The sequence below is a fragment of the Brevibacillus sp. WF146 genome, assembly GCF_001673705.2.
GTDB lineage: Bacteria > Bacillota > Bacilli > Brevibacillales > Brevibacillaceae > Brevibacillus > Brevibacillus thermoruber.
The window spans coordinates 132,033-146,599 of record NZ_CP109943.1 but is presented as its reverse complement, the minus strand read 5'-3'; the positions used below and the strand labels follow the sequence as shown (position 1 = coordinate 146,599).

Here is a 14,567-nt window from a genome sequence, read left to right as displayed (position 1 = left end):
GGGAGATTTTTGTGAAAGAAGCTACACTGCGGCAGATTCTGGTCGTCACGGACGGCTGCTCCAATGCCGGCATGAGCCCGGTGGCGGCGGCGGCGCTGGCCAGGGAACAAGGGATAACGGTAAACGTCATCGGCGTCATTGACAAAGGCGAAATGGGCGAGCAGGGGGAAAAGGAAATCCGCGAGATCGCGGATGCGGGCGGAGGCCTGTACGACATCGTCTATCCGCAGCAGTTGGCGCAAACGGTGCAGATGCTGACGCGAAAAGCGATGACCCGAACGATCCATCATGTCGTCAACAAGGAATTGAAGGAGATTTTGGGCGATTCCGCCATGGACGTGCTGGCGCCGGAAAAACGGGTCCAGGTAGCCGGCATGGTGGACGAGCTGGGGGAACGAAGCCGCCTGGACGTGGTCATGCTTGTCGATACCTCCGGCAGCATGAAGCCGAAGCTCAGCGCCGTACAGCAGGCAATCCACGATTTCAGCATCAGCTTGCGCTCGCGCAGCGGGCAGAGCCGCATGGCCGTTTGTTCATTTCCTGGGAAACAAAAGCATCTGGATGTGCGCATTCCGTGGACGGATCAGGTGGATCAGGCACATCAATTGACATCAGGGCTGACCATGAGCGGAATCACGCCTACCGGCCCGGCGATCGTGGAAGCGATTGCGCTCTTTGAGCACGTCCAGCTCCCGGCCCCGCTGTCCGACCGCTACCGCGCCGAAGCGGAAGACGACGACGGCAGCCTGCGCGACCATGTCTTCTAACAAACCGGCGATACCCGACCTGCCCCTGCAGTTTTGCGGAAAATGGAACCAAAAGTCGTACCGCGTCCTGCGGGAGCTGGGACGCGGGGCGAATGGCGCCGTTTATCTGGCCGCTCAGGGGGGCGTGCGCCGGGCCGTCAAAATCGGGGCGGAAGGCATGGATCTTTTAATGGAAGTGAACGTGCTGAAAAGCGTGCAGCAGGGGCGGGACGTCCGCGTCGCGCCGCTGGTGAGCGACGTGGACGACCTGGTCATCAACGGCAGGACCTTCACCTTTTACGCCATGGAGTACCTGGAGGGGGAGCAGTTGGATCGCTATGTCAAGCGGATGGGGACCGAATGGGTGCCCATCCTGATGATCCAACTGCTGGCCCGGCTGGAGATTTTGCATCGGCACGGCTGGGTGTTTGGCGACCTGAAACCGGAAAACGTGATGGTCACCCATGCGGACAAGCAGGTCCGTCTGATTGATTTCGGCGGAGTAACCAAGATGGGGAACGCGGTCCGCCAGTTCACCGAGGAGTACGACCGCGCCGCCTGGCAGGCGGGTGACCGGCGGGCGGACATCGCGTACGACCTGTTTTCCCTGGCGGTGATGGCCGTGCGTCTGTCGGCCGATCCGGAGGTGTGGAAAAGCAGGCGCCAGGAACCGCGTCAAACCGGTCTGCTCTGTGATATAATACGGAACAGCGACAGCCTGTACCCGTACCGGGTGTCCCTCGTAAAAGCGTTTCACGGCAAGTACGCGTCGGCGGGGGAAATGCGGTCGGAGATGCTCGCCATCGTGCGCGAGCGTACGACCGGCCATCGGGGCAAACAGGCGTCCGACTCTGCAGGCAAGCTGGTGGGTGGGCTGTTTGTCGCCTCCTTGCTGCTGCTTGCGGGGACTCTGTATTACGCATGGATGATGTGAAGGGTGTGACTTGTCGGTGTCCCCAGACCTGGTTATGGATACGTGCCTGTTGGCAGGCGAAATCATGTTGAAGAACGGCGGCGAGACGTACCGCTCGGAGGAGACGATGACGTTGATCGCGCGGGCGGCCGGCATGGATTCGGTCAACAGCTCGGCGACGCCGACCAGCATTATTCTTTCGTTCCGCGCCAACGGGCAGGACCATACGCGCATGATCCGCACCCCCCACCGGACCATCGATCTGAACAAGGTGACGCTCGCCAACGACGTGTCCCGCCGCTTTGTCTCCGGGCAAATCACTCTGGAGCAGGCGTATCGGATGCTTTGCGAAATCGATCGAAAAAAAACCATCTATCCGCAGTGGCTGCAGCTTGTGGCGGCTGGCGTTGCCAGCGGCTCTTTTGCCATGCTCACCGGCGGATTTTGGTACGAAGTGCTGCCGGCGGCGTTGGCGGCATTAACGGTCAAGATCAGCTCGGATTTTTTTGAACAGTTTTTACGGGTAAAATTTTTCTTTGAGTTTGTCTCCGCGCTGTTGGGCGGAATGCTGGCGCTGCTGTTCGTTGCGCTGTTTCCCGAACTGCGCATCAGCGTCCTCATCATCGGGGCGATGCTGCCGCTCTTTCCCGGGATTGCCATTACCAACTCGCTTCGGGACCTGATGGCCGGCGACCTGGTGGCCGGCGTGTCCAGAGGAGCGGAAGCGCTGCTCACGGCACTCTCCGTGGCGGCGGCGACAGCGGTTACCCTGTGGTTTACGAGGTGAGGTGCGATGGTACTGTTGAAAGGCTTGGGATTGAGCTTGTTCTCTTCGATCGCGTGGGGGATGCTGTTTAACGTGCCCGTCCGCACGCTGTTGGCCTGCGGCTTGGCCGGCGTGACGGGGTGGCTGGTCTTTTCCCTGCTTCCGCTGGGGGGTGCGGAAGTGATCCTCTCCACGTTTGCCGCGGCGACGGCAGTCTCGCTCTTGAGCCAACTGCTCTCCATCTTTTTGCGCGTCCCGTCGACCAACTTCAGCGTGGCCGGCATTATTCCCCTGGTGCCCGGTTCGCTGGCCTACAAGGCGATGCTCGCGTTCGTCAACGGTCAGACCATGGAGGGGATTTCGCTGGCGACGCAGACGGCGATGGTGGCCGGAGCGATTGCATTCGGGCTGATTTTTGGCATGTCGCTCGTGACCATCTGGAAAGGAGTCCGCCATGCTGGAAAACGTGCGCAGCGACATTGAGCGGGAAGGCCTGTTGAAACCGGGCGACACCATCGTGGTCGGCCTTTCCGGCGGAAACGACTCGACGGCGCTTCTGCATATCTTGTGGTCGTTAAATCAACACTATCCGTACGGCTGGACGCTGCACGCGGTGCACCTCAACCACGGCTTTCGCGGGGAGGAAGCCAGGGAGGACGCCCGCTTTGCGGAGGCGCTCTGCCGGCGGCTCGGGGTCGCGTTTCACCTGTTTGAGCGGAATGTCCCCGCTTATATGGAAGAAACGGGGATGGGGGCGCAGGAAGCCAGCCGGGCGATTCGCTACGAGCTGTACAGACAGGTGGCAAAACGTCACGGCGCGGGCAAAGTGGCGCTGGCGCACCACGCCGACGATCAGGTGGAGACGATCCTGTTTCGGCTGCTGCGCGGAACGAGGCTGCACGGCTTGGCGGGCATGCCGCGGCGCCGCTGGCTGGAGGAGGGCAGAATCGAGCTGGTGCGGCCGCTGCTTTCGACCAGCCGGGCCGACCTGGAGCGCTACTGCCGCGAGAACGGCCTTGCGCCGCGTGAGGACAGCAGCAACCGCTCGCGAAAGTACAAGCGCAACCTGCTCAGGCTGGACGTCATGCCGCTGTTGGAGCAGGTGAACGAGCGCTACCGCGAACACATCCTGTCGCTCGCGGATGCCGTGCGGCAGGACGAGGCGTATCTGCAGCGGGAAAGCGAACGGCGGCTGGAACAGGTGGTGACCCGGAGAAAAAAGGACGCTGTAACGGTTGATATTGACAAGTTTCAAACTTGTGACGTTGCTTTACAAAGGAGAATGATTACTCTAATATTAAGTTATCTCTCAAGGCAAACCGAATGGTCTTCGCAGCATGTGGAGGCCGTTTTGCACATGATAGAGGGAAACCGTCCATCGGCCGAGCTGCATTTGCCCGAACAGGTGACCGTACAGCGGATGTACGGGCAGGTCCGTTTTCAGCGGGATGGACGGAATCGACACATACACGGTTTTTGTTATCCGCTCGCTGTCCCGGGGACGACCTTGATCGCGGAGAGCGGAGCCAGGATACATACGTTTTTTCGTGAAAGCCCAGTCGATTGGGCACAACTGCCGGACAATGCGGCCGTTTTTGATGCGGATCGGCTTCCCGGGCCGCTGTTCGTACGCAGCCGAACCCCGGGCGACCGGTTCACCCCGTTTGGTGCGGAACGTGCCAAAAAGCTGAAAGAGCTCTTGATCGACGCCAAGGTTCCGCTGGCGTGGCGGGACAAACTGCCGCTTGTGGCGTCGGGGGAGGAGCTGATCTGGGTGCCCGGCGTCCGCCGTTCCGCCATTGCGCCTGTCGATGATCAGACCAGGCGGGTTTTGTACATGGAAGTTGAGTTTGGAGAAGATTGGCGGGAGGTTTTATCATGAATCAGGACATCAAGAAGATCTTGCTGACGCAGGAAGAAATCGCGGCAAAAGTAAAAGAGCTGGGCGAAATTCTCAGCGAGGAATACAGGGACAAAAACCCGCTGGTCATTTGCGTGCTGAAGGGGGCCGTTTTGTTCATGGCTGATCTGGTCCGGCAGATGAACATCCCCTGCGAAATGGACTTCATGGCCGTGTCCAGCTACGGCAGCGGCACGGAGTCGAGCGGCATGGTCAAAATCCTGAAGGACCTGGACACCTCCGTACAGAACCGGCACGTGCTGGTCGTCGAGGACATCATGGACAGCGGCCTCACCCTGAGCCGTCTGGTGGAGCTGCTCCGCCACCGGGAGGCGGCTTCGGTCAAAGTGGTGACGCTCCTGAACAAGCCGGAGCGGCGCAAAGTGGACATTTCGCCGGACTACAGCGGCTTTACCATTCCGGACGAATTCGTGGTCGGCTACGGGCTGGATTACGCCGAGCACTACCGCAATTTGCCGTACATCGGCGTGTTGAAACCGGAAGTTTACACCAAGTAGCTTTGTTGTGAAGACCCTGCTTCCTATGGTAAAATGTGAAAAGTGTCTGTTCGTGAGAGGAGGTAAGGAATGAATCGCTTTTTTCGTAACACCGGGTTCTACCTACTAATATTTCTTGTCACGGTCGGGATCGTGAATTTTATCCTCTCCGGTACTGATAAGGTTGGGAAACTTACATATCAGGAATTCCGGGTACAACTGCAAGCCAACAACATCAGCGAGCTCTCCCTCCGTCCCGAGGGCAGCACCTATCGCGTGGAAGGTACGTTGGTGAAAGCAGTTCCGGGACAGGAAAGCGGTAAGTTCGTTACGTATGTGCCGTTGTACGATTCGGATATGATCGCGCTGCTGAACGAAAAGATTGATGAACAAAAGGTGAAACGGGTGGAGTTTGGCCCGCAGGAAGGGAACAGCATCTGGCTGACGTTCCTGACCTCGATCATTCCTTTTGTCATCATCTTCATCCTGTTCTTCTTCCTCTTGAATCAGGCCCAGGGCGGCGGCAGCCGGGTGATGAACTTCGGCAAAAGCCGCGCGAAGCTGTATAACGAAGAGAAGAAACGCGTTACGTTTGACGATGTGGCAGGGGCAGACGAAGAGAAGGCGGAGCTGGAGGAAGTCGTCGATTTCCTCAAGGACCCGCGCAAATTCAACGCGGTCGGTGCCCGCATCCCCAAAGGGGTGCTGCTGGTCGGCCCTCCGGGTACGGGTAAAACCCTGCTGGCGCGTGCCGTAGCGGGTGAGGCGGGTGTGCCGTTTTTCAGCATCTCCGGTTCCGACTTCGTGGAGATGTTTGTCGGGGTGGGGGCATCCCGCGTTCGCGACCTGTTTGAAAACGCGAAGAAAAACGCGCCGTGCATTATCTTTATCGACGAGATTGACGCCGTCGGCCGTCAGCGCGGAGCCGGTTTGGGCGGCGGCCACGACGAACGCGAGCAGACGCTGAACCAACTGCTCGTGGAAATGGACGGGTTCGCCGGCAACGAAGGCATTATCATCATCGCCGCGACCAACCGTCCGGACATTCTGGACCCGGCCCTTCTGCGTCCGGGACGTTTTGACCGTCAAATTACCGTAGACCGCCCGGACATCAAGGGACGGGAAGCGGTGCTGAAAGTCCACGCCCGCAACAAGCCGCTCGGCGACGACGTGAAGCTGGACGTCATCGCCCGCGGAACCTCGGGCTTTACCGGCGCCGATCTGGAGAACCTGCTGAACGAAGCGGCTCTCCTGACCGCCCGGAAGAACAAGAAACAGATCAGCATGGAAGAAGTGGACGAGGCGATCGACCGCGTCATCGCCGGTCCGGCGAAAAAATCCCGCGTCATCAGCGAGGAAGAACGCCGCCTCGTGGCGTACCACGAAGCGGGCCACACCATCGTCGGCTATCATTTGAAAAATGCGGAAATGGTGCACAAGGTGACGATCATTCCGCGCGGTCAGGCAGGCGGTTACACCGTGATGCTGCCGAAAGAAGACCGCTTCTTTGCCACCAAGTCCGACCTGCTTGACAAGATCACCGGTCTGTTGGGCGGACGGGTCGCGGAAGAACTGGTGCTGGGCGACATCAGTACCGGCGCGCACAACGACTTCCAGCGCGCGACGGCGATCGCCCGCAGCATGATCACCGAGTACGGCATGAGCCGTCTGGGCCCGATGCAGTTCGGCCGCAACCAGGGACAGGTGTTCCTCGGCCGCGACATCGGCCACGAGCGCAACTACTCCGATCAGATCGCGTACGAGATCGACCAGGAGATGCAGCGCATCATCAACGAGTGCTACGAGCGATGCAAAGAGCTGCTCATCAAGCACCGCGACCAGCTTGAGCTGGTGGCGACCACGCTCCTGCGCGTCGAAACGCTGGATGCGGAACAGATCAAGCGGCTGATCGAAACGGGCAAACTGGAAGAAGACGACGCGGCGGACAACAGCGACGTCGTGGTCAATATCCAGCCCAAAAAGGACGAAGAGACAAACGGAGAACCGAAGGAATAAGGAGCGCCGAGAGCGCTCCTTTCCTTTTCCATACATTTCCCTTTTCTGTATAAAGAAAATATGTTCTCTTGGTTGTTTTTGCCTTGGGTTTTTTGCCTAGATAGGTGAAGGCGACATTATGACCGGTCAAAGTCGCTCAGAGAACAGAAAGGGGAAATGTCTTATGGCTAAATATTTTGATTATATGAAAAAATTTGGCCGTCCGCTAAACAATCATTCACTTGGCCCTGAGATGATCATTATCAAAACCAAACTTGATAACATTCGTACCGAAACCATTTTGCGCCCGCTGTCCAAAACTGATTACACGGGAATCAATGGTGGGTTCTTTGCAGCAGACAGCTATGACGAACCACCGACAGAAGGTCGTTCCATTGCGTATAACGAGTTTGACGAAGGAGATAAGGTAACCTATAAAGGACGGACGCTTCCGGAGATCTACGAGTATAACGGTACAGCCAAGAATCAGAAATCCAGAAAAACAGCCGTTCTTTATGAAAAGAAAGGAACCATCAAGGCTGACTACATGTATGCTCGAAACTTGGATGACGTCAAAGCTCGTTATGACAATATTACCAATGTAATTGGGGGAACCAGCTTTGCGGAATCGGATTGGTCTCCTTTGGCATACCAGTTACCTACCTATCGAACGATTTTCGCTTGGGACGATACAAATGCATATCTGATCGCATTCACGGACCCTGTCACTGTTCCTCATGCGAAACAGTCTATTGAGTTTATTGGTTTGGATCCTAAGAATGCCATCGTATTGGATGGATCAGGTTCTACTTCCATTCAGGTATACGATGACGGTAATCGGAAGAAAAACTATTGCTTTTACGGAGAAGATCGTTATCTGTTTAACATCGTCAGGGTGAAAAAGGATTATTAAATCTGTAAGTGAATATATTATATTGGACCAATTCCTATGGGAGTTGGTCTTTTTTCCTGATGAAATCCCGCTTGAGAAAGACGATAAGAAATGGGTAATGCATGATACGTATCTACTTGAAATTCCATAAAAATGAATTCTTAATAAATTTTGTTATTTGTCGCTTTCTTATGGTACTATATATGGAGGGGGAATCTGAAAATGATGAAAGACAAGCAGATATGGGTGTTATTGTTGGGTATTAACCTTATCATGGGTGCTTACATGGCTGCCCTTGAGTTAATTATCAATTACTATGACCCTGGTTTGGACAGTTTCGAGAAGGTTTCCAAACAAATGCCCTTTTTTGCTTTTTTCTACTTGTGGGGTTTGTTTTCAATTGCTACTCTAATCAAAAATGGTTTGAGTGTATGGTTCAAGCGGTGGTTGACCCAAAAAATAAGCGTGAACAGCTTTATTTACTACTCATTGCTGGCGATCATGTTTACCCTTTGGTACATGTATGAGATACACCCTGTTTCTGCCTTTTTGTATCCACTCATTCCCGTATCAGAAACATTACTGTTTGCTCTTGTATTTGAAAGAAATGTACAATTGACAAAAAGAAATGGGTGAGTATAACGAGATTATCTGGATGGACCATTCGGGAACAGCCCCCGGCTTACCGGCACGTGGGCGGGGAGCACTACGTCGCTTGTCATCTGGTATGATCGGGATTTATGCGTACCTCCTATTGAAACTCGGGACAGAATCGGGTACAGTGAAGGTGGATCAACGGAACACGAACGGAATGAAAAAGTGCAGGAGCGGCAGCCTGCGCTTTTCTTTTAGCAAAAGGAGGAGATCGCGTTGTTTTCCCAACTGCGCATGGCGGCATTTGACATGGACGGTACGCTGTTGAACGAGGACGCACGGATGACGGAGGCGACCCGGGAGGCGTGCCGCCTGCTTCAGGCCAGCGGCTGCAAGCTGGTGCTGTCGACGGGCAGGACGTACGCGTCGGCCCGGCTTCCGATTGACGACTTTCCGTTTGACGGCTACGTCTGCAGCAACGGGGCGGCCGTGTACGAAGCGGACGGACGGCTGGTACAGCGCACCTTTTTGCCGGCGGACATGGTGCGGGAAGTCGTACATACACTCAGGCAGGAGCTGCTGTATTACGAGCTGCACGACACGGCCAGCAACCGCTGGATGGTGCAGGAAGACCGGGAGCGCATAGAATCGCTGATCGGGGAGGATACTTCGGTGGAAGGGCTGGCGCTGCGCCGCTTTTCGTTTTACGAGTGGTCCCGCGTTGCACCGCTGGAGGAGATGATGCGGCTGGTATCGACAGGCGAGGCGGAGATCGTCAAGCTGTTTGTCTGGCACCCCGTCCCGGAGCGGCTGGAACCGGTGCGCCGGCAGCTGGAACAGTGGAGCGAGTCCGCGGCGATCACCACATCGGGTCCCTACAACATCGAGGTGATTCCCAAAAACGTATCCAAATGGGAGGGACTTCTCTATTTTTGCCGCAAGTGGGGCTTTGCGCCGGAACAGGTCATGGCGTTTGGCGACGCGGACAACGACCGCGAAGCGCTGACCCATGCCGGCTACTCCGTGGCGATGGAGAATGCGGACCCGGCGATCAAGGCAATCGCCCGGTTTATCGCCCCGCACCACAACGAAGACGGGGTCGCCCGGTTTATCCGGGAACGCGTGCTCGGGCGCGGGTAAAAACCAGCAGTTCCCCCAAGGACAATACATTGACAAGGGGGAGCGTTGGGATTACAATGGCCCTAAGTTATGACACCATGTAGGGGGATAATCCATGGAAGCCTTGGCGTTAGAGAAAAAAGCGCAGCGAAATGCTGAGTTACGCGAACGGCTGATGCAGTTGAAAAAGGAACGCAATGCCATCATCTTGGCTCACTACTACCAACGGCCGGAGATTCAGGAAGTGGCTGACTATATTGGAGATTCGTTCGGTTTGGCCCAAAAGGCGAAAGAGACCGATGCGGACGTGATTCTGTTCTGCGGTGTTCACTTCATGGGAGAAAGTGCAAAAATTCTCAATCCCAACAAGAAGGTGATCATCCCCGACGAGCGGGCCGGCTGTCCGATGGCCGACATGGTCAACGTGGAAGGCCTGCGCCGCCTCAAAGCCCAGCACCCCAACGCCAAAGTCGTGGCGTACATTAATACATCGGCAGACGTGAAAGCGGAAACATACATCTGCTGTACGTCCTCCAACGCCAAACGGGTGATCGAGTCAATTGACAGCGACGAGATCATCTGGGTGCCGGATAAAAACCTGGGCCATTACGTCTCCCAGTTTACCGACAAGAAAATGATCATCTGGGAAGGGTACTGCAACACCCACGACCAGCTCTCCGTCGAAGACATCATGACGCTGAAACGGCAGCATCCCAACGCGCTGGTCGTCGTCCATCCGGAGTGCCGTCCGGAAGTGGTCGCCCTGGCGGACTACGTCGGCTCCACGACGGGCATTCTGAAGTTCTGCCGCGAGTCCTCCCACAAGGAGTTCATCATCGGGACCGAAGACGGCACGCGCTACATGCTGGAGAAGGACAGTCCGGACAAAACCTTTATCTTCGCGTCCAAGTACCTGGTCTGCCCGAACATGAAGGTAAACAACCTGAAAAAATGCGTGGAAGCCTTGGAAAACATGAAACCGGAAATCTACGTGCCGGAGGATGTCGCCAACCGGGCCCGCGCTTCGCTGGAGCGCATGCTGGAAGTGGCGCCGGCGTAACGAAAAAGGCTAGCAAACAGGCAAAAACCTGCACCCTTGTGCGCAATGCGCGGGGGAGCAGGTTTTTTTGCTTGTGGGGGGTTACGGCATTCATGCAGGGGAAGCGTTCCTTGCGGGATGGGATGCGCGTGATTACGACGGCATCGGGGTTGGCGTCGGTTCGGCGTAGCCTTCCTTGTAGGTGTTGTCGATAAACTGGCGGATTTCCTTGACCGATTTGCCCTCCTGCTTCAGCTTGGACGAGATGACGGCGATTTCCATGCAGACGCCGCAGCGCGTGCCGTGATCGTCCCAGACGATGGAGCCGTCTTCCCTTTCTTCCTTGATAAAGCAGTTGCCGTTGTGCTGGTGGCCGGCGCTTTCCCCGCAGCCGCAGTAGCAGGGGATGGATTTCAGCAGGTCGCGGTTGGCGGCGGCGATTTTGTAGGCCTCTACGATCCGGGGATCCAGGTCGTTCAAAAAGCTGGGCAGTTGGTCCGCCGAAGCGGTCAGTTCCTGCAGGTCTCCGTTGGGGGCGTGCTGCTGGTGACCGGCGTGGCCGCCCTGGGCGTTATCCTGTGAAGCGCAGCCGGCAATCAGGGCTACGGCCAGGAGACTGATGGCGAGCAACGGTTTCCGTTTCATTCGGGACATACCTCCTCGCGACAATCATATCATATCCTTGTGCAGAAAGTGTGAAGGCAAACAGATAAATCGGAACAAATCCTATTTACATTCCGGGCAACTGTCCGTATAATTAAGAACGACATTTTGTAAATCGTAATGATTATGAATTTGGAGAGGACGAGTGAGGATGAAAAAGAGCCTGTTGGCTATGCTGAGTGTCATCACGGCGGCAGCGCTTGCCGGCTGCGGAGCGCAGGAAGCCTCCCAAAACGCGCCGCAGGCGGATGCGGGCGCGTCCAAACTGAAAGTGTACACCTCCATCTACCCGCTGGAGTTCGCGGCCAAGCGGATCGCCGGCGATCACGCCGATGTGGTCAACATCGTGCCGACCGGCGTCGAACCCCACGATTTCGAACCGACGGCCCAGGACATGGTCTCTCTGTCGGGAGCCGATCTGTTCATCTACAACGGCAGCGGCTTTGAGGCGTGGGTGGACAAAGCGGTCGAGGGTCTCGACAAAAACAAGACGGCTGTGGTCAACGCCACGGAAGGGCTGGAGCTGCTCAAGGCGGCGGAGGATCACGAGCACGGCGACGAACATCAGGAGGGGACCGCGGAACAGGTTCACGAGGAGCACCAGGAAGGCTCCACGGCGGAGGCCCACGAGCACGGGGAGTTTGACCCGCACGTGTGGCTCGACCCGACCATGCTGAAGGCGCAGGCCGAAAAAATCAAGGAGGCGCTGGCGCAAAAAGACCAGGCGCACGCGGCCGATTACGAAAAGAACTTCCAGCAACTGGCCAGCGACCTGGACCAGCTTGACAAGGAGTTCAAGGAGATGGTGGCAAAAGCGCCGAAAAAAGAATTTATGGTCTCCCACAGCGCGTTTGCCTATCTGGCCCACCGCTATGGATTGGAACAGGTGGCCATCTCCGGACTCAACCCGGCGGACGAACCGTCCCCGGCCGACATGAAAGAACTGGTGGAGCACGTCAAGGAGCACAACATCTCCTACGTTCTGTTTGAAACGCTGGTCTCTCCGAAAGTGGCGGAAGTGATCGCCAAAGAGGCAGGCGTGAAAACGGGCACGCTCAACCCGCTGGAAGGACTGACCGAGGAGGAAGCCAAGTCCGGCAAGGATTATCTCTCCATCATGCGCGACAATCTGAACATGCTGCGCGCAGCGCTGCAATAATCGACACGTCGGATGCCGCTCCCCCAAAGCGGCATCTTTTTTATGAAATTGCTGGTTTGCCTGGGTCTGCTGTAAACGGCGGCCTTGTGAAACCGGCCAAATCGTAGTAGGATGAAGTAAGCAAATCAGAACAAATCCGATTTGAGAAGGGATTGCCTTATGGAACGGACACATCAGGAAGAGGCCGTGGTAAAGCTCACCTCGGTCACCTTTCAATACGAAGACAAAGTGGTGCTGGACGACGTCACCTTTACGCTGGAGCGGGGCGATTTTGTCGGCATCGTCGGTCCCAACGGGTCGGGCAAATCGACGCTGATGAAGCTGATCCTCGGCCTGCTGCCGGCGACAAAAGGGAAGGTGGAACTGTTCGGGCAGCCACTCTCCCGGTTCCGCGACTGGACCAAGATCGGCTACGTCGCCCAGCAGGCCGCCCACGGAGCGGGCGGCTTCCCGGCTACCGTGCGGGAAGTGGTCTCCTCCGGCCTGGTGGGCAAGGTCGGGCTGTTCCGCCGCCTGAAGCCGCATCATCACGAGAAGGTGCGGGACGTGGTGGAACGCGTCGGCTTGACGGAAAAGCTGGACCAGCGGATCGGCAGCCTGTCCGGCGGTCAGCTCCAGCGGGTGTTTATCGCCCGGGCGCTGGTGGCAGAGCCGGAACTGTTGATCCTCGACGAACCGACGGTGGGCGTGGATCAGGAGTCGATCGACCAGTTTTACGAACTGCTGCGCTCGCTCAAGGAAGAGAACGGCATGACGATGATGATCGTCAGCCACGATGTGGGAGTGATGACCCAGTGGGTGAACAAGGTGGCCTGCCTGCAGCGGCGGCTGCACTTCCACGGGACGGCGGACGAGTTTGCCCACAATCACGAGCGGATCCTGCAGCAGATGTACGGCGACACGGTGAAGCTGCTGGCTCACCATCATTGACAAACGGGGAACGGAAAGAAGGAGTATGACCATGCTGGCTGACTGGTGGCAGTATGACTTTTTGCGCTACACCCTGCTGTCCGGGGTGCTGATTGGACTGATTTGTCCCATCTTGGGGACGTTTTTGATTGTGCGCCGCCTGTCGATGATGGCAGACGGCCTGTCCCACGTGACGCTCTCCGGCGTGGCGGCGGGGATGCTGCTGTCCAAAAAGGTGGCGCTGTTTCAGGCGATCAATCCGCTGTTTTTCGGCATGCTGTTTTCGGTGGTGGGGTCGCTGTTTATCGAGCGGCTGCGAAAGGTGTACAAATCGTATCAGGATCTGGCGATACCGATCATCATCTCCGGCGGGCTGGGGCTGTTTACGGTACTGATCAGCATCGCCAAAGGGTTTAATGCCGACCTGTACTCGTATTTGTTCGGGAAGATCGTCGCCGTGACCAAAGACGACTTGTATGCGCTGATTGGCGTGGCGGCGGTGGTGCTGGTCACCGTGTTTTTGATGTACAAGGAGCTGTTTGCCGTCTCGTTTGACGAGGAATTTGCCCGCGTCTCCGGCGTGGCCCGCCGGTCGATCAACCTCTGGTTCATGGTGCTGGTCGCGCTGACGATCGCGGCGTCGATGCGGATCGTCGGCGTGCTCTTGATCTCCGCGCTGATCACCATTCCGGTGGCGGCCAGCCTGCAGATTGCCGGCAGCTTCCGCCAGACGATCCTGTACGCGATCGTGTTCGCGGAGACGTCCGTGCTGGGCGGACTCTACTTTGCCTATCTGCTGGACTGGGCTTCGGGTGGTACCATAGTGTTGATGGCCGTACTCATCTTGTTCGCGGTCTTGGGTGTGAAACGGCTGAGGGCCGCTCTGCGGTAAGACCATAGTTTTGCGGGAAGGAGCGTTGGCGATGACGGTAGAAGAAGCGCTGCAGATACTGAAAGAAAACGGGTACAAATACACCGGCAAACGGGAAGAGATGATCCGCATCTGCGCGGCAGAGAAACGGTACCTGTCGGCCAAGGAAATCATGGAACGAATCAAGGACCACTACCCCTCTCTCAGCTTTGACACGGTCTATCGCAACATCTCCACGTTTGTGGAACTGGGCATCCTGGAAGAGACGGAGCTGGACGGGGAAGGGAAGTACCGACTGGCCTGCTCGGCTGACGGCCGCCACCACCATCACGTGATCTGCACGGTATGCGGCAAGACGTCGGCACTGCCCGGCTGTCCGATGAGCGTGCTGCAAGCGATCCCGGAGGAATTCCAGGTGACCGGCCACAAGTTTGAGGTGTACGGAACGTGCAAGGAGTGCCGGGCGGCGCAGTGAGTGCGGGGATGGCCCGCCTGCCGACGATA

16 protein-coding genes are annotated in these 14,567 nt (G+C 57.0%); 15 read left to right on the top strand and 1 reads right to left on the bottom strand.

The window, feature by feature from the left end; genetic code table 11:
• Positions 1 to 11 precede the first annotated feature (11 nt).
• The 11 genes from A6764_RS00895 to nadA all read left to right on the top strand — a co-directional run bounded on the left by A6764_RS00895 (position 12) and on the right by nadA (position 10,482).
• Positions 12 to 767: a VWA domain-containing protein gene (locus A6764_RS00895; RefSeq protein WP_029098011.1), complete on the top strand. Its 756-nt coding sequence runs from the start codon at positions 12 to 14 to the stop codon at positions 765 to 767.
• The gene (locus A6764_RS00890; RefSeq protein ID WP_176703322.1) at positions 757 to 1,680 is read left to right on the top strand and encodes a serine/threonine protein kinase; all 924 of its coding nucleotides are present in this window, start codon (positions 757 to 759) and stop codon (positions 1,678 to 1,680) included. The genes A6764_RS00895 and A6764_RS00890 overlap by 11 nt, the downstream gene beginning before the upstream one ends.
• A gap of 16 nt (positions 1,681 to 1,696) precedes the next feature.
• Positions 1,697 to 2,446, top strand: coding sequence for a threonine/serine exporter family protein (locus tag A6764_RS00885; protein ID WP_065067601.1), 750 nt, complete (start codon positions 1,697 to 1,699; stop codon positions 2,444 to 2,446).
• 6 nt (positions 2,447 to 2,452) lie between these two features.
• Positions 2,453 to 2,908, top strand: a complete 456-nt coding sequence (locus A6764_RS00880) for a threonine/serine exporter family protein (RefSeq protein ID WP_035288859.1) — start codon at positions 2,453 to 2,455, stop codon at positions 2,906 to 2,908.
• Positions 2,880 to 4,307, top strand: a complete 1,428-nt coding sequence (gene tilS / locus A6764_RS00875) for a tRNA lysidine(34) synthetase TilS (protein ID WP_065067593.1) — start codon at positions 2,880 to 2,882, stop codon at positions 4,305 to 4,307. Before A6764_RS00880 ends, tilS begins: the two co-directional genes overlap by 29 nt.
• Positions 4,304 to 4,843 (top strand): hypoxanthine phosphoribosyltransferase, encoded by a 540-nt coding sequence (gene hpt / locus A6764_RS00870; RefSeq protein ID WP_029098006.1) that lies wholly within the window; start codon positions 4,304 to 4,306, stop codon positions 4,841 to 4,843. Before tilS ends, hpt begins: the two co-directional genes overlap by 4 nt.
• Positions 4,844 to 4,912: 69 nt before the next feature.
• Positions 4,913 to 6,838: an ATP-dependent zinc metalloprotease FtsH gene (gene ftsH / locus A6764_RS00865; protein WP_029098005.1), complete on the top strand. Its 1,926-nt coding sequence runs from the start codon at positions 4,913 to 4,915 to the stop codon at positions 6,836 to 6,838.
• 163 nt (positions 6,839 to 7,001) lie between these two features.
• A complete protein-coding gene (locus tag A6764_RS00860) occupies positions 7,002 to 7,730 on the top strand; it encodes a hypothetical protein (RefSeq protein ID WP_044898674.1) in 729 nt (242 codons plus the stop codon).
• A gap of 201 nt (positions 7,731 to 7,931) precedes the next feature.
• Positions 7,932 to 8,345: a hypothetical protein gene (locus A6764_RS00855; RefSeq protein WP_065067594.1), complete on the top strand. Its 414-nt coding sequence runs from the start codon at positions 7,932 to 7,934 to the stop codon at positions 8,343 to 8,345.
• A 252-nt stretch (positions 8,346 to 8,597) separates the two neighbouring features.
• The gene (locus tag A6764_RS00850; RefSeq protein WP_065067602.1) at positions 8,598 to 9,443 is read left to right on the top strand and encodes a Cof-type HAD-IIB family hydrolase; all 846 of its coding nucleotides are present in this window, start codon (positions 8,598 to 8,600) and stop codon (positions 9,441 to 9,443) included.
• 94 nt (positions 9,444 to 9,537) lie between these two features.
• A complete protein-coding gene (nadA, locus tag A6764_RS00845) occupies positions 9,538 to 10,482 on the top strand; it encodes a quinolinate synthase NadA (RefSeq protein WP_029098001.1) in 945 nt (314 codons plus the stop codon).
• A gap of 132 nt (positions 10,483 to 10,614) precedes the next feature.
• Here nadA and A6764_RS00840 read toward each other — a convergent pair whose 3' ends face one another.
• Positions 10,615 to 11,106, bottom strand: a complete 492-nt coding sequence (locus tag A6764_RS00840; RefSeq protein ID WP_065067595.1) for a PCYCGC motif-containing (lipo)protein — start codon at positions 11,104 to 11,106, stop codon at positions 10,615 to 10,617.
• A gap of 169 nt (positions 11,107 to 11,275) precedes the next feature.
• Between A6764_RS00840 and A6764_RS00835 the strand changes: the two genes are divergently transcribed.
• The 4 genes from A6764_RS00835 to A6764_RS00820 all read left to right on the top strand — a co-directional run bounded on the left by A6764_RS00835 (position 11,276) and on the right by A6764_RS00820 (position 14,538).
• A complete protein-coding gene (locus A6764_RS00835) occupies positions 11,276 to 12,283 on the top strand; it encodes a metal ABC transporter substrate-binding protein (protein WP_065067596.1) in 1,008 nt (335 codons plus the stop codon).
• Positions 12,284 to 12,442: 159 nt separating this feature from the next.
• A complete protein-coding gene (locus A6764_RS00830) occupies positions 12,443 to 13,213 on the top strand; it encodes a metal ABC transporter ATP-binding protein (protein WP_035296648.1) in 771 nt (256 codons plus the stop codon).
• 31 nt (positions 13,214 to 13,244) lie between these two features.
• Positions 13,245 to 14,084 (top strand): metal ABC transporter permease, encoded by an 840-nt coding sequence (locus tag A6764_RS00825; protein WP_065067597.1) that lies wholly within the window; start codon positions 13,245 to 13,247, stop codon positions 14,082 to 14,084.
• Positions 14,085 to 14,115: 31 nt separating this feature from the next.
• Positions 14,116 to 14,538 (top strand): Fur family transcriptional regulator, encoded by a 423-nt coding sequence (locus A6764_RS00820; protein WP_029097996.1) that lies wholly within the window; start codon positions 14,116 to 14,118, stop codon positions 14,536 to 14,538.
• Positions 14,539 to 14,567: the final 29 nt, after the last annotated feature.